30 protein-coding genes and 4 pseudogenes are annotated in these 23,170 nt (G+C 40.4%); 14 read left to right on the top strand and 20 right to left on the bottom strand.

Annotated elements, in window-relative coordinates:
- Positions 1-151 precede the first annotated feature (151 nt).
- Positions 152-1,747, top strand: coding sequence for a nickel-dependent hydrogenase large subunit (locus V7K32_RS06960; RefSeq protein WP_334991552.1), 1,596 nt, complete (start codon positions 152-154; stop codon positions 1,745-1,747).
- Positions 1,748-1,856: 109 nt separating this feature from the next.
- On the opposite strand, the gene V7K32_RS06955 is transcribed toward V7K32_RS06960, so the two are convergent.
- Together V7K32_RS06955 and V7K32_RS06950 are read right to left on the bottom strand one after the other, a co-directional pair.
- Positions 1,857-2,822, bottom strand: coding sequence for a hypothetical protein (locus V7K32_RS06955; RefSeq protein WP_334991550.1), 966 nt, complete (start codon positions 2,820-2,822; stop codon positions 1,857-1,859).
- On the bottom strand, positions 2,779-3,048 hold the full coding sequence (locus V7K32_RS06950) for an SMEK domain-containing protein (protein WP_334991548.1): 270 nt from the start codon (positions 3,046-3,048) through the stop codon (positions 2,779-2,781). Before V7K32_RS06950 ends, V7K32_RS06955 begins: the two co-directional genes overlap by 44 nt.
- A 220-nt stretch (positions 3,049-3,268) precedes the next feature.
- Here V7K32_RS06950 and V7K32_RS06945 point away from each other — a divergent pair, with 220 nt between their 5' ends.
- The 4 genes from V7K32_RS06945 to V7K32_RS06930 all read left to right on the top strand — a co-directional run bounded on the left by V7K32_RS06945 (position 3,269) and on the right by V7K32_RS06930 (position 5,579).
- Positions 3,269-3,610 (top strand): type II toxin-antitoxin system RelE/ParE family toxin, encoded by a 342-nt coding sequence (locus V7K32_RS06945; RefSeq protein ID WP_334991546.1) that lies wholly within the window; start codon positions 3,269-3,271, stop codon positions 3,608-3,610.
- Between the two features lies 1 nt (position 3,611).
- Positions 3,612-3,926, top strand: a complete 315-nt coding sequence (locus V7K32_RS06940; RefSeq protein WP_334991544.1) for a helix-turn-helix domain-containing protein — start codon at positions 3,612-3,614, stop codon at positions 3,924-3,926.
- A gap of 175 nt (positions 3,927-4,101) precedes the next feature.
- Positions 4,102-4,524, top strand: a complete 423-nt coding sequence (locus tag V7K32_RS06935; RefSeq protein ID WP_334991542.1) for a hypothetical protein — start codon at positions 4,102-4,104, stop codon at positions 4,522-4,524.
- A gap of 584 nt (positions 4,525-5,108) precedes the next feature.
- Positions 5,109-5,579, top strand: coding sequence for a hydrogenase maturation protease (locus V7K32_RS06930; RefSeq protein ID WP_334991652.1), 471 nt, complete (start codon positions 5,109-5,111; stop codon positions 5,577-5,579).
- A 39-nt stretch (positions 5,580-5,618) separates the two neighbouring features.
- On the opposite strand, the gene V7K32_RS06925 is transcribed toward V7K32_RS06930, so the two are convergent.
- From V7K32_RS06925 to V7K32_RS06915, 3 genes and pseudogenes are all read right to left on the bottom strand, one after another.
- Entirely contained in the window at positions 5,619-5,993 is a 375-nt protein-coding gene (locus V7K32_RS06925) for a hypothetical protein (RefSeq protein ID WP_334991540.1), read from the bottom strand.
- A gap of 18 nt (positions 5,994-6,011) precedes the next feature.
- Positions 6,012-7,298 (bottom strand): nitroreductase family protein, encoded by a 1,287-nt coding sequence (locus V7K32_RS06920; protein WP_334991538.1) that lies wholly within the window; start codon positions 7,296-7,298, stop codon positions 6,012-6,014.
- Positions 7,285-7,615: pseudogene (locus V7K32_RS06915) on the bottom strand (ankyrin repeat domain-containing protein); the annotation flags it as partial. The pseudogene V7K32_RS06915 and the gene V7K32_RS06920, both read right to left, overlap by 14 nt.
- Before the next feature lie 199 nt (positions 7,616-7,814).
- Between V7K32_RS06915 and V7K32_RS06910 the strand changes: the two are divergent.
- Positions 7,815-8,024: a TOBE domain-containing protein gene (locus tag V7K32_RS06910; RefSeq protein ID WP_334991536.1), complete on the top strand. Its 210-nt coding sequence runs from the start codon at positions 7,815-7,817 to the stop codon at positions 8,022-8,024.
- 352 nt (positions 8,025-8,376) lie between these two features.
- Here V7K32_RS06910 and V7K32_RS06905 read toward each other — a convergent pair whose 3' ends face one another.
- The 14 genes and pseudogenes from V7K32_RS06905 to V7K32_RS06845 form a co-directional block, all read right to left on the bottom strand.
- Complete coding sequence (locus tag V7K32_RS06905; RefSeq protein WP_334991534.1) at positions 8,377-8,628, bottom strand: ferrous iron transport protein A; 252 nt, start codon at positions 8,626-8,628, stop codon at positions 8,377-8,379.
- A 104-nt stretch (positions 8,629-8,732) separates the two neighbouring features.
- Positions 8,733-9,032, bottom strand: coding sequence for a 2Fe-2S iron-sulfur cluster-binding protein (locus tag V7K32_RS06900; protein WP_069069799.1), 300 nt, complete (start codon positions 9,030-9,032; stop codon positions 8,733-8,735).
- Positions 9,033-9,263: 231 nt separating this feature from the next.
- Complete coding sequence (locus tag V7K32_RS06895) at positions 9,264-9,635, bottom strand: HesB/IscA family protein (RefSeq protein ID WP_190890070.1); 372 nt, start codon at positions 9,633-9,635, stop codon at positions 9,264-9,266.
- A 121-nt stretch (positions 9,636-9,756) separates the two neighbouring features.
- Positions 9,757-10,560, bottom strand: a complete 804-nt coding sequence (locus V7K32_RS06890; protein WP_334991530.1) for a HesA/MoeB/ThiF family protein — start codon at positions 10,558-10,560, stop codon at positions 9,757-9,759.
- A 10-nt stretch (positions 10,561-10,570) separates the two neighbouring features.
- Positions 10,571-10,888, bottom strand: coding sequence for a nitrogenase-stabilizing/protective protein NifW (gene nifW, locus V7K32_RS06885; protein WP_334991528.1), 318 nt, complete (start codon positions 10,886-10,888; stop codon positions 10,571-10,573).
- Positions 10,885-11,085, bottom strand: a complete 201-nt coding sequence (locus V7K32_RS06880) for a CCE_0567 family metalloprotein (RefSeq protein ID WP_185580868.1) — start codon at positions 11,083-11,085, stop codon at positions 10,885-10,887. The genes nifW and V7K32_RS06880 overlap by 4 nt, the downstream gene beginning before the upstream one ends.
- Before the next feature lie 146 nt (positions 11,086-11,231).
- The gene (locus V7K32_RS06875) at positions 11,232-11,708 is read right to left on the bottom strand and encodes a NifX-associated nitrogen fixation protein (protein WP_334991527.1); all 477 of its coding nucleotides are present in this window, start codon (positions 11,706-11,708) and stop codon (positions 11,232-11,234) included.
- Entirely contained in the window at positions 11,705-12,118 is a 414-nt protein-coding gene (gene nifX / locus V7K32_RS06870) for a nitrogen fixation protein NifX (RefSeq protein ID WP_334991524.1), read from the bottom strand. Before nifX ends, V7K32_RS06875 begins: the two co-directional genes overlap by 4 nt.
- A 201-nt stretch (positions 12,119-12,319) precedes the next feature.
- Positions 12,320-13,657 carry a nitrogenase iron-molybdenum cofactor biosynthesis protein NifN gene (gene nifN, locus V7K32_RS06865; RefSeq protein WP_334991522.1) on the bottom strand — a complete coding sequence of 446 codons (1,338 nt, stop codon included), beginning with the start codon at positions 13,655-13,657 and terminating at the stop codon, positions 12,320-12,322.
- 148 nt (positions 13,658-13,805) lie between these two features.
- Complete coding sequence (nifE, locus tag V7K32_RS06860; RefSeq protein WP_334991520.1) at positions 13,806-15,188, bottom strand: nitrogenase iron-molybdenum cofactor biosynthesis protein NifE; 1,383 nt, start codon at positions 15,186-15,188, stop codon at positions 13,806-13,808.
- Between the two features lie 92 nt (positions 15,189-15,280).
- Positions 15,281-15,628, bottom strand: a complete 348-nt coding sequence (locus V7K32_RS06855) for a Mo-dependent nitrogenase C-terminal domain-containing protein (RefSeq protein WP_334991518.1) — start codon at positions 15,626-15,628, stop codon at positions 15,281-15,283.
- Between the two features lie 193 nt (positions 15,629-15,821).
- Positions 15,822-17,357, bottom strand: coding sequence for a nitrogenase molybdenum-iron protein subunit beta (gene nifK / locus V7K32_RS06850; RefSeq protein ID WP_334991516.1), 1,536 nt, complete (start codon positions 17,355-17,357; stop codon positions 15,822-15,824).
- 197 nt (positions 17,358-17,554) lie between these two features.
- Positions 17,555-17,722, bottom strand: a pseudogene (locus V7K32_RS28675) (nitrogenase molybdenum-iron protein alpha chain); the annotation flags it as partial.
- Positions 17,723-17,853: 131 nt separating this feature from the next.
- Positions 17,854-18,129: a hypothetical protein gene (locus tag V7K32_RS06845; protein WP_334991514.1), complete on the bottom strand. Its 276-nt coding sequence runs from the start codon at positions 18,127-18,129 to the stop codon at positions 17,854-17,856.
- Positions 18,130-18,188: 59 nt separating this feature from the next.
- Between V7K32_RS06845 and V7K32_RS06840 the strand changes: the two are divergent.
- The 8 genes and pseudogenes from V7K32_RS06840 to V7K32_RS06810 form a co-directional block, all read left to right on the top strand.
- Positions 18,189-19,521, top strand: a pseudogene (locus V7K32_RS06840) (site-specific integrase); the annotation flags it as partial.
- 83 nt (positions 19,522-19,604) lie between these two features.
- Complete coding sequence (locus tag V7K32_RS06835; RefSeq protein ID WP_334991512.1) at positions 19,605-19,868, top strand: hypothetical protein; 264 nt, start codon at positions 19,605-19,607, stop codon at positions 19,866-19,868.
- Complete coding sequence (locus tag V7K32_RS06830) at positions 19,869-20,117, top strand: type II toxin-antitoxin system VapC family toxin (protein WP_334991510.1); 249 nt, start codon at positions 19,869-19,871, stop codon at positions 20,115-20,117. It abuts the gene before it with no gap.
- Positions 20,118-20,144: 27 nt separating this feature from the next.
- Positions 20,145-20,333 (top strand): hypothetical protein, encoded by a 189-nt coding sequence (locus V7K32_RS06825; protein ID WP_334991508.1) that lies wholly within the window; start codon positions 20,145-20,147, stop codon positions 20,331-20,333.
- A 102-nt stretch (positions 20,334-20,435) separates the two neighbouring features.
- A pseudogene (locus tag V7K32_RS28670) lies at positions 20,436-20,525 on the top strand (type II toxin-antitoxin system VapC family toxin); the annotation flags it as partial.
- A gap of 155 nt (positions 20,526-20,680) precedes the next feature.
- On the top strand, positions 20,681-21,337 hold the full coding sequence (locus tag V7K32_RS06820; protein ID WP_334991506.1) for a hypothetical protein: 657 nt from the start codon (positions 20,681-20,683) through the stop codon (positions 21,335-21,337).
- A gap of 162 nt (positions 21,338-21,499) precedes the next feature.
- Positions 21,500-21,700 (top strand): hypothetical protein, encoded by a 201-nt coding sequence (locus tag V7K32_RS06815; protein ID WP_094327414.1) that lies wholly within the window; start codon positions 21,500-21,502, stop codon positions 21,698-21,700.
- 7 nt (positions 21,701-21,707) lie between these two features.
- Positions 21,708-22,124, top strand: a complete 417-nt coding sequence (locus V7K32_RS06810; RefSeq protein ID WP_334991504.1) for a retroviral-like aspartic protease — start codon at positions 21,708-21,710, stop codon at positions 22,122-22,124.
- Between the two features lie 52 nt (positions 22,125-22,176).
- Here the strand turns inward: V7K32_RS06810 and V7K32_RS06805 are convergent, their stop codons facing one another.
- Complete coding sequence (locus V7K32_RS06805) at positions 22,177-22,746, bottom strand: Uma2 family endonuclease (RefSeq protein WP_334991502.1); 570 nt, start codon at positions 22,744-22,746, stop codon at positions 22,177-22,179.
- Positions 22,747-23,170 lie beyond the last annotated feature (424 nt).

Raw genomic sequence — 23,170 nt, 5'->3', positions numbered from 1 at the left:
ATGTAGAGACGTAGCAGTGCTACGTCTCTACAAGGGTTATGGATAACGCATATTTAATTTCTAAAGATGTCTATTTAACCAATAAAAAATGACTAATGACCAATGACTAATGACCAATGACCAATGACCAATGACAAAGGACAAATAAAAAATGACAATTCAATCATTAGATATATCGCCAGTTGGTAGAGTTGAAGGCGATTTAGACGTTCGAGTTGATATTGAAAATGGGCGGGTAGTCAACGCTTGGACACACGCCGAATTATTTCGCGGATTTGAAGTTATCCTACGCGGTAAAGACCCCCAAGCCGGATTAATTGTCACGCCTCGGATTTGCGGAATTTGTGGCGGTTCTCACCTAACTTGTGCATCTTGGGCATTAGATACAGCTTGGGAAACAGAAGTTCCTCGCAATGCAATTTTGGCGAGAAATCTTGGTCAAATTGTCGAAACAATTCAAAGCATCCCCCGCTATTTTTATGGATTGTTTGCCATTGATTTAACTAATAAAAAATACCGCCATAGTCGCTTTTATGAGGAAGCCGTAAGACGCTTTGCTGCTTTCACAGGGAAATCTTACGAACTAGGCATCACAATTTCTGCTAAACCTGTAGAAATTTATGCACTATTGGGCGGACAATGGCCCCACAGCAGTTATATGGTGCCTGGTGGCGTGATGTGCGCCCCAACCCTTACAGACATTACCCGCGCTTGGGCGCTTCTCGAATATTTCCGCACCAATTGGTTAGAACCAGTATGGCTAGGTTGTTCTTTAGAACGTTACGAACAAATCCAAAGTTATGATGACTTTAGAAACTGGTTAGATGAAGACCGAAAGCATCGAGATTCTGACTTAGGTTTTTATTGGCGCATGGGTTTAGATATCGGTCTAGATAGATATGGCGCTGGTGTTGGTAAATATGTCACTTGGGGATATTTAGCCCATGAAGATAAATACCAAAAGCCGACTATTGAAGGACGAAACGCGGCAATGATTATGAAAAGTGGAGTGTATGACAGCTTTGCAGACACTCACGTTTTAATGGATCAGTCATTTATCCGCGAGAATACAACTCGTTCTTGGTACGATGAAGGGACAGCAGATATTCACCCTAGCGATCGCACCACCAAACCCACTGCAATCAATACCAAAGACTTCGATAACGCCTACTCTTGGTCGAGTGCAGTCCTTCACAAAGACTTCGGACGTTTGGAAACTGGCCCCTTAGCGCGTCAATTAGTCGCCGGTGGAAAACATGGCGAATCTTGGCAACATTACGACCCCTTTATCCTAGATGTCTTCAAAAACATGGGTGGTGCTAGTATTCATGTGCGCCAGCTAGCACGAGTTCACGAACTTGTCAAGTTATATCGCCAAGCTGAACACTGTTTGCGCGAATTCAAATTAAACGACCCTTGGTATATCAAACCCACAGAAAAAGATGGACGCGGCTGGGGTGCAACGGAAGCCGCACGCGGTTCATTATCTCACTGGGTAGAAGTGGAGGGCGGTAAAATTAAGAATTACCAAGTTATTGCCCCCGGTACTTGGAATATTGGCCCTCGTGATGGTGAAGGTATTCGCGGCCCGATTGAAGAAGCTTTAATCGGGACACCCATTTATGATTCTAGCGATCCGGTGGAAGTTGGGCATGTGGCGCGATCGTTTGATTCTTGTTTGGTGTGTACAGTCCACGCCCATGATGCTAAGACAGGCGAAGAGTTAGCGCGTTTTCGGACTGCTTAAAAGATATTAATGGCTAATAGCTAATTATTATCTAGTTAGTTATTAGCTCATCAATATTTTATCCAAAATAATTAATACTCTTTTATCTACCACTCCTGCTAGAGATTTTTTACCATGATGTTCTTATTTCTAAATCTCTTTTGCCCTGTATAACTGCCTGTTGCATCTCTGCAAAATAATCATAAACACCAATTAATAAAGGAGTAAAAAGAGCTTCTTTATTACTAGATATACTTTTGAGGATGCAAATTCCTGATAAACACTCTACTTTTCCATTATCAACTCCAAAGTTATGAAAAGAGGTATCTGTAGCCATCCAAGCTAAATTAATTGGCAAATATATCTTCATATTTTCAACCTCAAAATATAGATGAGGATCTTTCTTATAAATTCCGTACATCTGAGGCTTTTTAGCAGAAACATCCCAAAATTTAATATTTTTTGAAACAAAATCTGTTTGAAAAAATTCAAAGATACATCCAATATGAGATTTTGTTAAATTATCATACTGTTGTAAATTCAAAACAATAGGATGCCAATTTTCAAGTAAATCTTCTGCAAAAGCTATTAATCTGTGGTAATCATCAAATGGCAAAGTACGTATATTACCAAATTCATCTATACCTTTAACAGGTATGTAACTAGGTCGTAATCCACTAATAGCTGCTATGCTTAGTAGCCTATGAATATTTAAATAGTGGAAAAGAAAGGGTCTATACTGCCAAATCTGAATTTGGTTATGTATAGGCTGCATATCTTTGATTTTATTAAATGCTTTTATTTCAGTGTTATTAGTATCGATTTCGCTTAATATAAAATTATATACTTTTTTGAGTTCTTTAGTCTCTAAGTGCTTTATATTTCGAGTTAACAAATCATTGAAATCAATAATATTTTTAGTCTCTTCAAATAAAAAATAACCTTGTGCATCAAATTTTTTGTACCTTTGTTGCTTTTTCTTCAGGAGAAAGATATACAGTTCTGAGTATTCCTGATAAAGCTGATGGGATATGAATTTATGAATAGTTGTCTTAATTTTTTTTACGACTAGTTGTTGATGTAATCTGGATCGCAATCTTGTTGATTGAATCTCCTAAGTCAATACCAGCTTGGTTAGAGGTGATTGAGTTAAGGTTCTTAAGCTTCAACCCAAAAATCATATTTAGCAAATCTCTAATAAAATCTTCTGCAATGATGCCTAAATCATGAAGGTTGGATTTTGTTCGGAAATCAATAGAATTTTCCAGGACTGCTAAATTGTTACTAATTTGCTTGAAATAATATTCTCTTGTTAAAACCATATCTTTTTTGCTCAAAACTTTTAATACTTTTACAACTATTTCATTACTTGTTTTATTATCTGATTATCGGTAATACTTTGCATAAGTTACATAAATAATCAATGACTGTAAAATTACTCTACCCAAAAATGATAGTTACTGTCTATACCACCAAAGAAGCGATCGCTCCACCAATATCTGTTATAACTACAAATATATCAGATATGATATAAATAACGGCATGGATGAAAACGATAAACCTTTAGTTTGGTTGCATGGTGAGGTTAAAACTCCGCCATTTAGCCTGGAAGCACGCATAGAAGTAGGTGTACTGCTCAGATGTTTGCAGCAAGGTGAAAATCTTGGGATGCCTCATTCAAGACCCATGCCAAGTATCGGAATACACTGTCATGAACTACGAGTTAAGGACACAGATAAAAACTGGCGAATTATTTACCGAATTGATGACGATGCAATTTTGATTCTTGAAATCTTTAACAAAACAACTAAAACGACACCAGCTAATGTGATTAAAAGCTGCAAAAAACGACTGAATAAGTATGATCTAGACAGAGAGGACTAATATGGAGAAAGCTAAAAGAGAACATCTAGAAGCAAAGGGCTGGAAAGTTGGCACAGTTTCCGAATTTTTAGAACTCACACCACAAGAAACCACCCTAATTGAGATTAAATTAGCCCTTAGCCGCAACCTCAAAGAACGGCGACAAAAATTGATGACGCAAGTAGAGTTAGCAGAGAAAATTCAGTCTAGCCAACCCCGTGTTGCCAAAGCTGAGAATGGTGATGCTTCAGTTTCTATTGAACTCTTAATACGTGCAATGCTAGCAATAGGTGCAACACCTCAAGAAATAGGACAAGTAATTGCCCAAACAGGGTAAAAAATCCACTTGCTCAGGAAAAATTAGGACTTACGCAAGTGTCATAATGCCCAATTTACAATGCCCAATGCCCTTTCTTCAAAACTCGTAGCGTAACACACTAAAACTTATAGAAAGAGTGCGCTAGGCTTGCCTTAATGCATTTGCATAAAACAGAAAATTACACGGTAAGCTTGTGTCTGATTTAGCGCTACACGAATATCTCCCTCGCGTTCCCGATGCAGCATTGCAAGAGTTCATCGAATGGTGTGTTTTAGAACAGGCAAAAGCCGCAGAATGTAACTTTACTCCTGATAGAAGTAAGTTAGATAATTTGCCACCAGAAGACTACGTTCCTAAACTTGTCGAGCAGTTCATGAAAGTTAAACCAGACCCAATTAAAGCCGGTTTGGTAGCTGCGATCGCAGGCAAAGAAGCAGACAAACACGCTTTATCCGGTTTAGCGATCGCAGCCGATTTTGTCTCTCTTTATATCAAGTACTTAATTCCTAAAGAAGGAAGTACTAGAGAACAGGCTGAAGAGATATTAACTAAAGTATCACAAGATCAGTATGATAAACTGAATGAAATCGCCAAGAAACATGGTGTAGAGTTCTAGTTTCCTGCTGATAATTTAGTTTTTTAGAGGCTTTGTCTAGATTATTAGCCAGAGCCTCTGTTTTAGTAGTGCTGATTGCCTGAACTACAACCTATTCAATAGCAATACAGGCGGCGAACAATTGGAGAGCAAAACTGATCGTAATCAGCGCGAAGCCAATACTTCCACACGATTTCCAAAACCACGTGTTCAAAGTTGGTTCATACCCAAGTTTGACACCTCTCTCGCTAAACCGTGAGCCAGTGCGCCAACTATCAAGAAAAGCGAGAAAGGCACCTATGAAGCCGAGAACTAAAGCTACGGGATTAAGAATTTTGACCATCGAATTTTAAGTGTAGGTAGCACGCCTAACTATTTATTTAACTACTCCTATACGGTTTAACAGGCTGCCTATAGTGTTATCCGGCACTAAAGAGCAGATAAACACTTCTGTCTGGGATGTTAAAGCGCACTCAGCAGTGTAACATATCAAAATTTTGAATACTGCTCTTGGTAGTCTAATAGCACCTGAAATTGTGCTTTACCTCATCTATTTATCGATGACAGTGCTTTTGCAACTCACCAAAGTGATTAAATCTCATCCCATGCTAACTATTATTGGTTGCGGAAATCTCAATCGCAGTGACGATGCAGTAGGCGTAATCATTGCTCAACGCTTACAAAAATATCTAGCTGAAAACCCTCATCCTCATGTGCAAGTTTATGACTGTGGCACAGCAGGGATGGAAGTAATGTTTAAAGCTAGAGGTAGTAATGAATTAATAATTATTGATGCAAGTTCAACAGGTTCTGAACCTGGTGCTGTGTTTAAAGTTCCAGGAAAAGAACTCGAAGCTTTGCCCGAACCTAGTTATAACTTGCATGATTTTCGTTGGGATAATGCTTTAGCCGCCGGACGGAAAATCTTTAAAAAAGACTTTCCCGATCAGGTGACAGTTTATTTAATTGAAGCGGCAAATCTTGGTTTTGGACTAGAGTTAAGTCCTATTGTCAAACATTCTGCCGATTTAGTTTTTGAAGAGGTAGCTGCACTCATCAGCCAAAATAATGAGTAGAAATTTTAAACTCCTAACTCCTAACTCCTAACTCTCTTCTTAAGCCCAATCTCGATAAACAGAAAGTTCATCTACCCTCATTTCAAAAGGTACGACTTGACTCTCTGGGGGACAAACACGGATTTTAGCACTGCTGATAATTCCATATAATAATGTCCCCATTGGCACGATTTTTTGTAAAATACGCCAATTAGTAACTTGATCGGGACATTCAATTACCAATGTTAGAGCATTAGCATGGGTTGTGACATACCACCGACAATTAGATAGAAGATTTTGAATGGTGCGATCGCAAGCATCATAAAAGTATCTACTAATAGAATACTCTAGTTGCTGCCGCAGTATAATATCTGCCGATGTCGGTTGTATAGGATGTGAGTCATCCCCATTGAAGTAATACATCTTTCTAGGCATCTCTCTTTAGCTTCCTGCTTATATTCCAATTACCATTCCATAAAGTACATCTTTATTTGTTTCTAAGAATTCTTGGGTTTCGTCATCATAATAAGCACCAATTCCACTACACTGAATTCCCAAATAATTACTAGTTAAATAAAGTCTCTGTCCAACAAAACCAGCTATTTGCATAGCAGTTTGATAGTTTAAATAATCTGACACAAAAAATAAAGTTACAGCGCTATCTCTAGCAATAGCCTGATTAATACATAAGTAACCCGTCTTTTCACTAAAATTACCTGTCTTAACCAGATACGTACCTTTATATAACCCAGGTGTCATTCCCTCAACTCGATGCACCACTGAGTAAATTTCTATCTCCTCATAGTTTTCTGTCGGTATTGACTGCTGAAGTTGTTGCACTATATATAAATAATCTTCTTGAGAAATAGACTCTTTCCGGAAACGTCTAATAGAACGTCTAGCCCAAACAACTTGATAAAATTTATCACGAGCAAAATCAAATTGAGGATACTCTAATTTCTGCTGACGACTCTTTTGTAGAGCAGTTGCTTGATAGGCATCTTCAATAAATTGATTGGATTCAAAATAATCAGTACCACAGACAAAAGGAACTTTCAGCCTTAAACGTCTAATTTCTTTGTCTTGTAGTTCTCCTGACACCGCACAACCAGTAATAAACTCCTTATTCTCAAAACCCAAATCTGAATTGAGCGCAAGTTTATCAAAGTCAAAAACTAGTTGTATATCTCGGTTGTGGAGAAAAGCTGAAGCTGCAACTGCACCTAAATGGTGTCCGCTATCTAAGAAGCAATATCTCATGCTTCTATTTTGATATTTCCAGCTAGACCTATAATAAACACAACTAATTAAAAAGATGAATCCGTTGATACTTTTTCCCGGTATAATATAATTCTCTAACCCATCATCAATTAATTCATAGATGAGAGTTAGACAATTATTCTCAACTTCTAGATGATATATACCATCTACCATTCCCTCAATGCCGCGAACCTGTACGTAAACTTCCGTAGGATATAAAGCGCCTGCTGATGGATTCATCCGCAGTTTTAATGGGCCATTTTTATATACTTTTTCTAGTGTTATCGCACTGGTTAAGTAGATAAAATAATGAACAGGATTATTGAGATTTAATTTCCCTCTCCGATAAAACTTTGGATAAACTTTAAATAAAGATGGCTGTGTTGAAGCATCTACATAATTTGGATCGAGTTGTACCGATAAGTAAGAATGCTTGGTAGCGTCATGATAAGCTTTTCCTGATATATTACTTTGTGACATTTTTGAGTATCCTTAAAATTTCTACATTTCTAGCAAAATCTATTGCTTTATAATCGTCTAAGTTTTTCAAATATAAGTTAGGATGATGCTGTAAAAGTAACTTGACTACTTCCGTTTTTGCGGCTGAAGCTGCATACATTACATTAAAACAGTTGCTCCGTTATCATTTTGGTTATCAATGTTAATGTTGACAGCCAGTAATAAATTAAATCGTAGTGATTACCAAAACAAGCAAACCACAAAGCATTGTTGCGTAGGGGTAGCCCGCCGGAGGCATCGCTATTTCTAGCATTGATATCCGCACCTGCATCAATTAGTTATTTTAAAATTTATTTTTTTCGACTAACTGAACTATGTTGACGTTTTCATTAAATTTTGTGTTTAATAAAATAGAGATACTTATGTTTAGATTTGCTTTATATCCCTGGCACTTATTAAGAAATCTCAAATCTTTTCCTTTTCCAACCAAAATTTGCTAGTTTATTTAAGTAAAAACAAGTAAAACACAGACAAAAAATGGAAATTAGCGCTCGGAATTCTCTCAAAGGTACTGTAAAGAAAGTTGTAGCTGGTACAGTTAATACAGAGGTAACTATAGAAGTTGCACCAGGAGTAGAGTTAGTGTCAATAATCACAAAATCATCAGCAGAAAAGCTGGGACTTGTAGAAGGGAAGCAGGCTTATGCCGTAATTAAATCATCAGATGTGATAGTTGCTGTTGATTAAAAAATAGGCACCTTACCTCTTCTTGTAAGCGGTTCTATCTCTAAGACCAAATTGCATTCATATCTATAAATTAAGTGACCTGACTCCTGGAATTAATTAGGAAAAGAGTGAGGTCAATGTAATTTGTCATTCGTAATTCGTAGTTGGTTTGTACCCTATGAGTTACGAATTAATTTAATAAGTAGGTACGCAAGATAAAACCAAACTATGTAACGAAAAGTAAAATCTCTATATTTGGCTCGTAGTTGCGCTAAAGCGCAAGAGGGCGCAACTACGAGCCAAAGATGATTATTTGCGCCCACTTACTTAATTATTGGTTAAAAATAGATTATGTAGCTGTTAAATAAATAATTCAATTATCAATAACGCGGACATAAATTGCGTAAGTACTTGCTATATCTAGTGCTAAAGATGTATTTACTATTTTAATAATTGGTGAGGGAAACTTTTGTTCTAAGGTGATAGTAGTTCCTGGTGTTACCCCCATTAATCTCAGTTTTTTTAATATTGTTTCATCTTGACTTTTAGAGAAAATAACGATTCCTCGCTCTCCCGTTCTTAATAATTCTAATGAACAGCCAGTCACACTAAAGGGGGAAAACATTTGAATTATAAATTAGGAATTGTGAAAGGAAGAAGGAAGTATATTTTCATCCTTCATCCTTCATTTTTTATTTGGTTGCTACCTTTAGCAGCCAAAGTAATACTTTAGACGAGATACGCTTCTTGATGAGTCTTAATTGTGCAATTAGAACGAGGATAAGTTACACAAAGTAGAGCGTATCCTTTAGAAACCTGATCGTCATCTAAAAAGTTTTGATCGTCTTGATTAACTTCACCTTCGACAACCTTGCCAACACAGCTAGAGCAAGAACCTGCGTGACAAGAAAAGGGCAACTCAATACCATTTTCTTCTGCCGCTTCCAAGATGGTAGTCTCTTCGTCAACTTCAATTGTGGTGTCGATGTCTTCTTTTTTGTTGATTAATCTAACTTGGTAGGAAGCCATTTTCCGATTCTCCTCAAACGTTATACAGTTGGTCTAATTTCCGAATTTTTTGAGCAACCTATCCTACTTTTTGCTTCCCTTCTTCTTACAGAGATGCTAAGTTTAATTAGCTTCTCTATAGGTTTAAGGTAAGGGATGCAACACAAACTAGAAGCTACCTCAAGGGCATTGATAATGCGGAGTGCATCTATGAGAAGCCTCTAAAATTGACTTAGCGCTAACGGAATGATGTTAGCTGCAAGGTACACCAGTAGGTGTACCGTCGTCTGTTTTGAAGGACTTTCCACAACCGCAGGTATCAGTTGCATTGGGGTTGATGAACTTAAAACCGCTTTCCATCACTCCTTCAACGAAGTCAACGATAACTCCATCTAATAAGGGCGCACTTTTGGCATCAACGTAAACTAGCACTTTGCCTTGCTGACTTACCAAATCATCTGGTTGGGGCTTGCTGGTGATATCGATTGCATATTCATAGCCACTGCAACCACCATCTTTTACCGAGATGCGGACACCTTTAGTTGCGCCATCAGCATCGGGTGCGGAACCTTTGAGGAATGCCCGCAGATGAAATTCTGCTTTTTCTGATAAAATAACTGCCATTAAGTCTCCTGATTTGTAGCGATTAGTTGTTCTGATTTCAGGTGGGGTTGTCCAAAGTCCAATTTGTCAGTTGTCCTTTGTTATTCACTAATGACCAATGACCTATGACTAATGACGAAAATTAACTATTTTGTGCAATACCCGTGGGTTCCATCGAATTGGATTGCGCGTGTCTCCAAGGCGCACTATTGCCGCATACTGGACAAGAGCGATCGCGGTGAGAACGGCGTTTAGCAAATTCCATTCGATTTAGGTCGATTGTCAGCAATTGCGACAATAGAGGCTGACTAAACCCGGTGATCAGCTTGATCGCCTCCAACGCCGTTAGACAAGCTAGTGTCCCAGAAACAGCGCCGATAACTGAAAAGCCGCGCTGATCCCAATCAGGCTTTTCTGGAAACAGACAAGACAAACAAGGAGTCACACCAGGAATAATCGTTGTCAGGTAAGCCTCCATCCCATTCATTGCGGCTTCCACCATTGGCTTACGCGATCGCACACAGGCTTCATTTAACAAATTGCGCTCTGTAAAGTTGTGGGCGCAATCAAGAGCCATATCGGCGGATTGCACTAACGAATCTACATTTTCTGGGGTGATGTAATCATGAACAGTTTCCACTTGGACATCAGGATTAATCGCGTCCAGAGTTTCTTTAGCTTTGAATACCCTTGGCTTACCTACCCAATCATCAGTCATAAGAACCTGACGATTCATATCATCCAGCCGCAAGTCACCACCCCGGACTAGAATTAGCCGCCCAACGCCCGCTACTGCTAAGTAAAGCGCCGCCGTACCGCCTAATCCCCCCACACCTGTCACCAGAACCGTCGCTGACTTCAAGCGTTTCTGTGCTGTTTCGCCAAAATTCGGAAGCATCATTTGGCGACGATAGCGTTCTAATTCGGTAGGCGTTAGGTTAACCAATTTATACCTCCTAATCAGAAGTGATTTCTGTCAGTGTGACTACATTTTTCGGTTTGTCGTTAAACACCTTGAACAGCTTTTGTTCGTGGGGTGTTGATTCGATAAATACCTGATAAGCTTTTTGCAAAGCCAAAGAATATTGATTTAGTCTCTCTTCTTGACTCAAGTCAGGAGAATTATTATCAATTTCCTGGATGAATTGAGAGAATTTTTTCAGAATATGTAGACGATTTACATTTACAACTTCTAAATCGTAGGACATGTTAAAGAATTGAAAAAATTCTTCTGCATCTACGAGCTTCTTGAATTCATCAATAGTTTTAGTCATTTAGCATTCTCCAATTGTTTCAGATGTTGCTTAAGTTCATCTAACTGGCGATAGATTTCATAAGTTGCAGCGGCAACATCCATAAGTTGTGTATAATCTGTTGGCAGACCTTCAGCTAAATCATGCAGATCCATTTTCATTTGACCTGCTTTGCTGTTAAGCCGTCTGATTTGTCCTTGTAGTTCCTCAATTGTCATTTGTCCTTTGTCCTCTCTTACAAAGTTCTGATGCCTACGGCGGGCTGCGCCAACGGAGGAAACGTCCGCTCAGACTTTGCGCTTTGTCTTTTGTCATTAGCCATTTGTCTTTTACTAATGACCAATGACCAATGACTAATGACTAATTAAATTTTGCCAACTTCAGGAAAGCGTTTCGCCAAATCAAGACCTTTTTTGACGTAGTTTTCTCCCTCTTCTGCTAATTTATCTAGCGAGTCAAAGCCAAAGCGTTGAGCATCTCGCAAGGTTTTTACGGCTAGCAAGAGACGACCAGAAAAAACTAGCGCCCAGCCAAATCCTTCATGGCTTAAATCAACCACAACCTGGGATATTAAACCTGTTTCTTGTTCAATCCCAGCAGCTACAGCTCGAAAAAAGGCCATAATTCGGGCTTGAGTTACCGGATCAACTTCGCCCTCAACGGAGATTTCCCGTTTCTTTTGTTTGGTGACAATAAAGGGTTTAAGAATCAACTCATCCGACCAAGTACGATAAACCCCATAACTGTCTTGACCACGGATTTGTTTGATTAATACCTTAAGAAAAGGTGAGTTCAAGACTTCAGTTGTCGCGGTTCCGTTAACACTATTATTTGCGGTCATACTGTTGCTTCGTCTTCAATTTCATCAGCAAAGTTTCTAGCTTTTGGCTGTAAAGCTTTACGCAACCAAGGTGGAGGATTACCTTTGAGGGTTTTGACTAGCTTGTTTAGCACTTCACTAATTTCTTCTTCTTCCGATCGCGCCTTCACTGGGGTGACACCTTTCTTAATTAACCGAGCGGCGGCGCTACCACCAATTGCTGTGACGTAAACAATCGTACAGTCGCCTATCGCCTCAAGTTTTGGGTTGATTTTATCTTCATTCCCATCTTCTTTGAGTTCGCCTTCAAAATTGAGGGTTTCTAGGAAGTGATATCCCTCATCGGAAATTTCGTAAACATCAATCATTTTTGCCCATCCGAAGTGGGCGTTAATATGAACTCGGTCACTCGTCGTGAAGGCAATTTTCATTGTAATTCTCCTCTCTAAAGTTCTGAATTTTGAAGCAATACGGTTCAGTTAGTAATACTCGGAACCCCCCAAGCCCCCGATAAATTGGGGGGCTAAATTCTCTTATTTTTAAGGGGCAAGGCTTGCTGAATTTCCTCCTTAAAAAGGAGGGTTAGGGAGGATTGACTCTTAACTGAACTGGTTTGAATTTCAAGTGTGAATTCAAAACTCAGCGCTCACAATTCCGAACTCTTGGAACTGTTTAACTCTCGCTTCTTCTGCCTCTAAAAACAGATTTCCAATGCCAAATAAAAGCTCCATTGTGCCTCGGTAGCCAACTTTGGTAAATTGACCATTACCTAAACGGTCATAAATGGGCAATCCGAGACGATAAAGAGGAATTGAGAGGCGTTTGGCGATCGCACCGACATTCGAGTTACCAATGAGTAAATCAGAGCCAGGGCATAAGCTCTCAAAGTCTTCCAAATCGCCGATGGTGATGCTTTTTACCGGGAGTTTTTCCAAAAGGTGCGATCGCGTGGTTGTCACCACAGCATGAATCTGCGCTCCCATCGATTGCAAAAAATGCACTGTTGACCACAACAAATCAGGTTCCAAGGCTAAGGAAACTCGTTTTGCGCCGAAGTAGAAGTGAGTGTCCAACATCGCATCTTGCAACTGACGACGTTGGCGGCGGTATTTTTCGGGTACGCTGTTACCACTCAGAATCGCCAATGCTTGGATAAACTCATCTACTGGTTCTAATCCAGTCAGTTCGCCAAACACCTCGTAAGGTGTACCAAAGCGTTCTTCCAGAATCTTGGCAGCCCCCCGCATACTTTCACCCAATGCCAGGGTAAAAGCAGAACTACCTACTTCTCGTAGCTGTTTTAAGGTAGTCCCACTGACTGTAACTGCACTATAAGCATCCTCTAAATGACCATCTAGAGAAGCGCCAAGGTCAGGTATAAAGATGGGTACTAGTCCAAAGTCCGTGACCATCTCTTTGATTTCCTGTACATCCCCAGGTGTGAAGGCAGAACCCGCCAAAATCGTGACTTGTTCAGTTCTGATTCCACCTGCGCGAGGAATTTCCTTAACTATGCTTTCGACAGCGACAGCAAAGCCATCTTGCAGGGCACCTTTAAAATCTGGGGTAGGTGCAAAAACGATCGCTAAATCATTTAATTCGGGATGGCGATCGCGGATTTCCTTAAGAAAACCCTCGATGTCATCTCCTCTAGTTTCCGTTAACCCAGTACTACATAAACCAATAATTTCCGGGTTAGCCTTTTCTACCAGAGTCAGAATTGCTTGCTCCACATTCTCTTCACCACCCAAGATAGTAGTGACTTCTGTCATCGCTGTAGTAGCTAGGGGAATCGCTTCCCGGAAATGCCGCACTAGGACAACTTTAGCGAAAGCAGTACAACCTTGAGAACCGTGGAATAAGGGCATCGTCCCTTTCAATCCCAAAAAGGCTAAGGTTGCACCCAAAGCTTGACTTTGTTTGAGGGGATTAACCGTCAGTGCTTTGTTAGAAGTGGTAACGATCGCCATTAAACTGCCTCCTCATTTGCAAGCTCTTGACTCTGCGTCTCTTTTGCCTCTACGGTTGAAAAATAATTTTTTTTAACCACAGAGGACGCAGAGTACACAGAGAGGAAAAGATGAGAATTTGGTCTTGTCAAAACAGTTGCGATCGCCATTAAACTGCCTCCTCTTCTTCCCAAGGAGCGGGTTTGCGTATTTGTTCCCAAATCGGGCTATAGAGAGCTTCGTACAGTTCCCGCGCCATTTCAATCATTCCCACATAACCTGCATAAGGATGGTGGCGTTCTTGGTTGATATCAAGGAAAGGAATTCTAGCTTTTAAAGCTGTATATTGGTTGCGTCCACCAGCAATCAGCATATCTGCGCGAGTATCTTTAACCAGTTGTAGCAATTCTTGAGCGTTCCCTTTCTCCAGCATGATGCCATCGTTGCCAATCAACTTTTTAATTTTGGCTTTATCTTCCTCAGTACTCTTTCGAGTACTGGTAGCAACAACTTCAATGCCTAAGTCTCTAGCAGCCGAGATAATCGACCAACTCTTGACACCACCTGTATACAACACAACCCGCTTACCTTTGAGTCGAGCGCGATAAGGAGCCAGTGCCAAATCTAAAGCAGCCGTTTCTTCGGCAATTAGCTTTTCTGTCCGCTCCTGTAAATCAGCGTCGCCTAATTTAGCAGCGATATTTCGCAGACAGCGATTCATATCATCGATGCCGTAGAAAGACTCTTCAATGTAAGGGATGTTGTAACGTTCCTCCATCTTTCTCGCCATGTTTACCAAGGCTCGTGAGCAGATCATGACGTTGAGCTTGGCGCGGTGGGCGTAGCGAATTTCATTGTAGCGAGCATCGCCCGTAATTTTAGACAAAATACGGATGCCTAACTTTTCTAACAGTGGTGTTACTCCCCACATTTCCCCGGCGATGTTGTATTCACCGATTAAGTTAATATCATAGGGCGTTGTATGTTCCGGTTCTGCTGTGCCGACAACATATTCTAATAAAGCTTCACCACCAAAACGGTTGCCGAGATTTTTACTGCCGATGAATCCTGGGGCAATTACGGGAACAACAGGAATACCAATCTTTTCAGCCGCAGCTTTGCAGACAGCATCCATATCATCACCAATTAGGGCTGTAACGCAAGTGGCGTAGACGAATACTGCTGCTGGTTGGTAGCGCTCTTTGAGTTCCAGAATTGCTTTGTAAAGCTTCTTTTCGCCACCGAAGATGACATCATTTTCACCCAAGTCAGTGGTAAAGCCCATTTTGTAGAGTTGCGGACCAGACGACAGACTACCACGACTGCCCCAGGAATTACCAGCACAGGCTATAGGCCCGTGGACTAAATGAGCAGCATCTGCGATCGGTACTAGAGCAATCATTGCACCATCAAAGGCGCAGCCCCCTTGAGCCGCGCCAGGTTGTGCCTGTTGGGCGCAAGACTTGTTTTTCTTTTCTGTTTGTTTGTGCTGATTATGCTCGCATCCTGTCTCAGTCAGCAGTTCGTTGATTTTGCCTTGGGTGCTTTTCATCTCTCTTCTCTTAATTGTTAATTGTCATTTGTCATTTGTCCTTTGAATAACTAACAACTAATGACCAATGACCAATGACCAATGACTAATGACTAACAAATATATTTCGTGACATCCTCTGCACATACATCAGCGAGGTAAGATAGAGCGCGGAAACGCAATCCCACAAATTCGTCATATAAAGGATTGAGTTTACACAGTGGTGGAATATCAATAGACCGCCCAAATAATTTAAATTGCCGTTCAAAGGGACAACAGCAAGGAATTGTTTGACAAATTAGATGAGCGATGCGATTATTTTTAACCTCAATTCCATCCACTACACGGCGCAACGGATTAAGAAGATTGTTGAACCACCCTCGTTTTATCTGATTAGGTGGATGGTAATTAGGATGAGAATGAGTGTGAGTGTGTTCGTGAGTGTGATTGATGGTTTCCATCTATATATACCTTGGGTAAATGCTAAAAACAAAAAGAGGAAAATAATTCATAATTACGAATTACGAATTATAGATACATTAGGACAATGCTAGAAAGAAAAAGGAGGGAATAATCCATAATTACGAATTACGAATTACGAATTACGAATTATTCCCCGCCCTTTAATTAACACGTTATGTTTCTACGCAATTTCTAACGAATCAAGTCGTAAGAAATATCTGTCTTAGAAGGAATGTTGGTGTTGCGATCGATTTCTTCAAACAGGGTGTTTACAGTCCAGTTGAGGAGGTTGATCACACCTTGGTAACCAATGGTGGCGTAGCGGTGTAAGTGGTGGCGATCCATGATGGGGTAGCCGATTCTCACAAGAGGAATCTTGGTGTCACGCCACAGATACTTACCATAGGTGTTACCAACCAGGAAGTCTACTGGTTCGGTGAACAACAGCGATCGCATGTGCCACAAGTCTTTACCACCCCAAACAGTTGCATTCTTACCAAAGGGGCTAGAAGTAAGCAGTTCTTTCATTTCTGCTTCAAATACTTCGTTGCTGTTGTTAACCAAGATATGCACAGGTTCAGCACCCATTTCTAGCATAAAGCCAACAACGCTGTATACTAAATCTGGTTCGCCGTAGATAGCGAAGCGCTTGCCGTGAATCCATGAGTGGGAGTCAGTCATGGCATCAACTGCCTGACCGCGTTCAATTTCCAATTGTTCAGGAATGGGGATACCACTCAATTCGCTGAGTTTCATCAATAACTCATCAGTACCCTTAATACCCCAAGGACGGATAACTGAGGTTGGTTGCTTCCACTCTTTTTCGATGTACTCGCGGGTTTTGAGGGTGGAGTGTGCTTGCAGAGCGATCGTAGCTTTCGCATTGATTGAATCTTCTGCATCTTCTAGCTTTGTACCACCTGGGTACATATTGAACTCACCTGTGTTTGGTGAATCGAGGTAATCGCTGTTGTCGGCAAGAATTGTGTAGTCAAAGCCGAACAAAGAAGCAATCCGCTTGATTTCGCGGTTGTTACCTACGTAGGTGTCAAAACCTGGGATGAAGTTGATTTTACCATTGCTGGTTTCTTTCTTATGACCTGCGGTCAGGTTAGAAAGAATTCCCTTCATCATGTTGTCGTAACCAGTGATGTGGGAACCGACAAAGCTAGGGGTGTGAGCGTAGGGGACTGGGAAAGTTTGAGGAACTGAACCAGCTTCCTTAGCGTTGTTGATGAAAGACTGTAAGTCATCACCAATTACTTCTGCCATACAGGTGGTGCAGACAGCAATCATCTTGGGCTTGTAGAGTTGGTAAGAGTTCGCCAAGCCGTCAATCATGTTTTGCAGACCACCAAACACGGCTGCATCTTCAGTCATGGAAGAAGATACACCAGAGAATGGCTCTTTGTAGTGACGGGTTAAGTGGCTGCGGAAGTAAGCAACGCAACCTTGAGAACCTTGAACGAAAGGTAGAGTACCTTCAAAACCAACAGCAGCAAAGATTGCTCCCAATGGTTGACAACCTTTAGCAGGGTTAACAGTTAAAGCTTCACGAGCGAAGTTCTTTTCCCGATAATCCCAACCCTTTGTCCACTCCGAAACCCGTTTTACTTCTTCGGGATCGTGGCCATTTTCAAACTGCTTTTTGTTCTCAAATAGCTCTTGGTACTCTGGTTGGTGGAATAACTCGACGTGATCTTGAATTTTTTCAGGATTCTGAGGCATTTGTGGATCTCCAAGGTTACTGAATTCTTTAGTAATTGAGGTGGGAGTGGGGGATAGGGAGTGGGAATATGATTCAAAATTCAAAATGCAAAAATCAAAATAAATTTTTAATCTTTCAATTTTGAATTTTGTATTCTCAACTCCCCCCTGGGGCTAAAACCCCAGGTTATCCTTACTTATCTCTCTCTCCCATTTCCCTAAACGGCAGCCTTAGCCTTAGCTTCAGCCTTCTTAGCGTTAGCTTTTTCATTCCAAGGAGCGCCAATTAATCCCCAGGTTGGGCTGTTGAGTGCCAAGTCCATGTCGCGTGCGAAGATGGCGAAGCCGTCATAACCGTGATAAGGACCGGAGTAATCCTTTTTGTGGTTTAATTTTTTTCAACAGCCTAATGTTTGCAGTAAACAGTGTCAGCAATAAGCATTGTTCGCTGAGAACACATTTATTTTTAGGCTAAATATAGGCTAAAAACACAGCGATGCATAATCAAGTTCAGGACTCAGGCATCATCTAAATGTTGTCCTGAGCCAGGGCGTTGCTGAATCAAGGGATGATTTTTGTATGGTGGGCATTTTGCCCGTCTGCAAATACAAGGGACGGGCAAGATGCCATTCGTGTCAACGTTTTGCTGAAATCTTCTGACTGTATGAGTTTTGCCCTCACCCCCAGCCCCTCTCCCAAAAATGGGAGAGGGGCTGGGGGTGAGGGCAACTCTGGAACGCTTTCTCTTACCTGACTTATTCGTTAAGTTGACACCAATGGCTTTCCGTCCCATCCCACAAAACCAGCAAAATTATCTTGCAAATATGCAACACCGCCCAGTGTTTGTGTTTATCTCTGCAATCACAGCAACAAAGAGCGCATGATGAGAACGAAAGTAGTACTAGAATTAGAGAAGGTTAATCTGCGTTTGAAGTCTGCAAAGGCAAAGGTGACAATTAGAGAATCGAATGGAAGTCTGCAATTACGGGCAACGTTACCAATTAAACCGGGAGACAAAGATAGTAATGGAACTGGGAGAAAGCAATATAATCTCAGTTTGAATATTCCCGCTAACTTGGATGGACTCAAGACGGCTGAGGAAGAAGCCTATGAATTAGGGAAGTTAATCGCTCGAAAAACCTTTGAATGGAATGATAAATATTTAGGTAATGAGGCTATTAAAAAAGATTTTAAAACCATAGGAGAATTACTCGAAGAATTTGAAACTGAGTATTTTAAAACTCATAAACGCACAACCAAAAGCGAACATACTTTTTTTTATTACTTTTCCAGAACTAAGCGATTTACGAATCCTAAAGAGTTAGCGATCGCGCCAAATCTGCTCAGTTCAATTGAGCAAATCGATAAGGAATGGGCTAAATATAATGCAGCTAGAGCGATCGCAGCATTTTGTGTGACATTCAATATCGAAATTGATTTATCTAAATATTCCAAAATGCCTGAGAATAATTCCCGCAATATACCGACTGATGCAGAAATATCGGAGGGAATTCTCAAGTTTGAAGATTACCAACATAATAGAGGTAATCAAGTTAATCAAAATGTTCAAGATAGCTGGCAACTTTGGCGCTGGACGTATGGAATGTTAGCAGTTTTTGGTTTACGTCCACGAGAACTTTTTATTAATCCTGATATTCATTGGTGGTTGAGTCAAGAAAATACAGATTTAACATGGAAAGTTGATAAAGATTGTAAGACTGGTGAGAGACAAGCCTTGCCATTATATAGGCAATGGATTGAGGATTTTGATTTGAGAAATCCGAAATATTTAGAGATGTTGAGGGGTGCGATCGCTAAAAAAGATAACACCAATCATGCGGAGATAACCGCGTTAACACAGCGAGTTAGTTGGTGGTTTCGCAAGATAGGATTAGATTTTAAACCCTATGATTTACGCCACGCTTGGGCAATTCGAGCGCATATTTTAGGAATCCCAATTAAAGCGGCTGCGGATAATTTGGGGCATAGTGTGCAAGTTCATACCCAAACTTATCAGCGTTGGTTTTCGCTCGATATGCGGAAGTTGGCGATTAATCAGGCTTTGAGTAAAAGGAATGAAGTTGAGTTGATTAGGGAGGAAAATGCTAAGTTAAAAATGGAGAATGAAAAGTTGAGATTGGAGATTGAGAAGTTGAGAATGGAAATAATTTATAAAAGTAGTTAAATTAGCTAATAAATATACCATCTTTATAGAATTTGGTATAATCTATGGGTAAAACTTATTGATAGCGAAGCAAATATAAAATTATGGCGCTAGCAACCCTAAATCAAATAATTAAGCAGCTTGAAACACTTGAAATAGAAGAACTTCGGCAGCTTAATCAGACTATTCAAAAGTATCTTGCTGATAAAGAAGAAACAGTCAAGCAAGCAGCATTTCACCAAGCTCTAATCGATTCTGGCTTAATAAAGCAGATAAAACATCCTGCTTATGAACCAATAACTGAGCGACGACTAATTCAGATTGAGGGAAAGCCTATTTCTGAAACTATAATTGAGGAACGTCGTTAGATGGCAATCTACTTTATAGATAGTAGCGCATTGGTCAAGCGTTATATTAGTGAAACTGGATCGAGTTGGGTTTTGCAGCTATTTGATCCGACTCTCAAAAATGAGGTATTTATTGCTGCAATAACTGCTGTCGAAATTATAGCGGCAATTACCAGGCAATCGCGTGGTGGAAGTATTAGCATTACAGATGCGACAATAACACGCAATCAGTTCAAAAGTGATTTACAGAAAGACTATCAAATCGTTTAAATCACAGAAAATATTATTAATTCTGGAATGGTATTATCTGAAACTTATGGTTTACGAGGTTATGATGCTATCCAACTAGCAGTAGGTCGTGCAGTCAACACTATTTGTATTGCTAATGGATTACCTCCTATTACCTTTGTCTCCGCAGATAATGAATTGAATGCAACAGTTGGAAGTGAGGGATTAATAATTGAAAACCCTAATAGTCACTCATAATGCCGACTTACGCTAGTGTAGAAATTACGTCTTAATGCTTTGGGAACTCCAATTGGAGCAAATGATTTATTAATTGCTGCGTAGGCGTAGCCAGCCGTAGGCATCGCCTTAGCAAATGATCTCACTCTTGTCACCCACAACACCCGCGAATTCAGCCGTATTGATGGCTTGAAGTACGAGGATTGGGAATAGCTGCGTATGAAAGAGTCTATACATTATCTGAGGTTCTCATACGAATATATCTAGAATTACTCGTATAGCGGTTCTCGTTTATGTGAGGTACATCGGTAGGGGCATGGCACTGCCATGCCCCTACACCTGGCGATATAATGTTGTACCGCATCTGAATGGGAACCGTTATATTATGTATTAACAAAGACTATATTAAGAGAAATACTACAATAACACCTCGGATTGAAGAACAAGATAGTTATTTAAATTCAGATGCTCCAATTATTAAATCAAAAATTATCACTGAGCCTAAAAATCTGAAAAAAAAAGCTAGTAAATCAAATGCCAAAGAATCTGATGAGGCTTGGAATGGTCGTGATTTTTATGTCAATCTTGGCGAAGGCAAACATAGAAACTGGGAGGACTGCCAAAAATATGGTTTTATCTCTGCTGGTAGTGAGAAAAACTATAGCCGACCTTTAATAAACTTGCTGTTTCCTGGGTCGCGTGTATTCGTCTACATACCGAAAACTGGTTATGTCGGCGTTGGTCTAGTAACACATCCTGCTGTACGTGTAAAAGACTTCAAGGTATTGTTCAATGGGCAACAAGTACCAATCCTAGATGCACCAATTGTTGCTCCCAGTATGGGCGAATATGCTGATGACCTGGATAAATCCGAGTACCTTGTCCGTGTTGAATGGATAAAAACAGTCCCTAAAAGTCAGGCAGACTGGGAAGAAGGCCTTTTTAGAAACCCGCACACAGCATGTAAAATGAGGCATAATTTTACAATAGAGAGGTTATGTCAGGATTTCGGATTAAACGATTAACTGTCATTTAATAATCGCGTTATAGTGCGATCGCATCCCTCCCATAAGATTTATTGTTGCAAAACACAACGCAGCATGATCTCAAATTTACAAAGCTGATACCGCAGCCTGATAAAATTTGTGAAAAGATAGAAATGTTGATTCATCTCCAACATGATAATTATGAACGCCGTAGAGCTATTTCCTACCCTGCGAAATTTAACTCGTGCAGACAAACTGAAAGTTATGCAGTTTCTAGTTTCAGAATTATCTAGGGATGAGGAACCATCATTAGAGCAAGGAGCAACTTACCCTATTTGGTCGCCACTTAATTCCCACGCAGCTGCACATCAACTTGCTCAACTGCTAGAGTCAGACGAGTAAATGCACAATGGTTAATCCTCAAAGATTCTCCTTTACAGACGGATACGATACATTTGGTGTTCCTGATGCGCTGCCAAAGCTACCATTAATATTAACCTATCGTAACTCATCAGTAGACGTTTCAGGCTTGTTAGATACTGGAGCAAGCGTCAGCGTTCTGCCATATAGTATTGGTATTCAACTAGGCGCAATTTGGGAAGAACAGACGATTTCTGTAATTTTGGCTGGTAATTTGGCTCCCGTTGAAGCAAGAGGTTTGCTTGTATCTGCTCAGATTGGATCGTTTGAGCCTGTTCGGTTAGTTTTTGCGTGGAGTTTATCTAATGATGTACCTTTGTTGCTAGGACGTATGAACTTCTTTTTGGAGTTTGATGTGTGTTTCTATCGTTCACAACTGGTATTTGATGTGTGTCCACAGTCGTAATGCGATCGCATCCCTAATATAGGGTGCATTGTCGAAAAAAGCCAGAGCTATTTTACTCAAAAACAACGCCGCGATAAATTTCCGCCATCGGCAAATCAATACTAACTGAATTCAAAGGAATAAATAGCTCTAAGCCGCTAAATTCACTAAGCAACCAACCTTGAGCTTGCTTACTATAGCGTTCAACAAACGGTTCATCCTGCTCGACTAATAAATATTCGCTAAAACTCGCAATTGAGCGATACATGCGAAATTTATTTTGCCCGTCGTAATCTGCGGTGGAAGCAGATAAAACTTCAACAATCAGCGTGTGATTTAAGACTTCATCTAAACGTTCAGCATTTAGTTGTGGTTCGCCGTCAAAAATCATCACATCTGGATATACTCCGCGTCGATGCTCAGGAATCCACAGCCTTAAATCGCTGTTAATTGGCTCAAATTGAGTATCGCGCAGCAGAAACTTGAAATAGGCAAAAATATTGCCACCGATGCGGCTGTGTTTGAGCGTTCCTCCAGGCATAGGTACAATTTCTCCATCTCGATATTCGCTGCGTCCTTCGGCTTTTTCTTCGATCGCGCGATATTCATCCAAGGTGTAGCGGCGCGAGATGGTAGAAATCATAGGTCGTAAGCGATCGCATTAGCTATAAGACAACAATATTATTTTGTCACAGATTTGCTTGTGAGGGGATATCATGCTGCAATGCGATGCCTCCTGTGGGCTACGCCAATGTCTACCCATCTATCAACTATTTTGAACCATCCAAACTAAAAATCCGAGAATTTGTTCCACAGGTGGGAGGGGATAATCCGTCAAATCGATGGTAACAATACTATCCTCTAGCTTTAGGAATCGCCATTAGACATCTCCGAAAAAGAATGTAGAGACCCGAAATTTCGCGTCTCTACAAGGGTTTCATTTTGCAGATATTTAATTTCCGGAGATGTCTATTATATAGAACCCATTTGACATCTAAGAAGGTGCAGCAAGCCTCTTAACCATCAACCGAATAAAACAAAGATTAACCTTGGCAGTCGCATTAGCT

Source organism: Nostoc sp., assembly GCF_036917635.1.
Taxonomy (GTDB): domain Bacteria; phylum Cyanobacteriota; class Cyanobacteriia; order Cyanobacteriales; family Nostocaceae; genus Nostoc.
The sequence above is the reverse complement of the archived record's forward strand: the minus strand, read 5'-3'. Positions and strand labels throughout refer to the sequence as shown.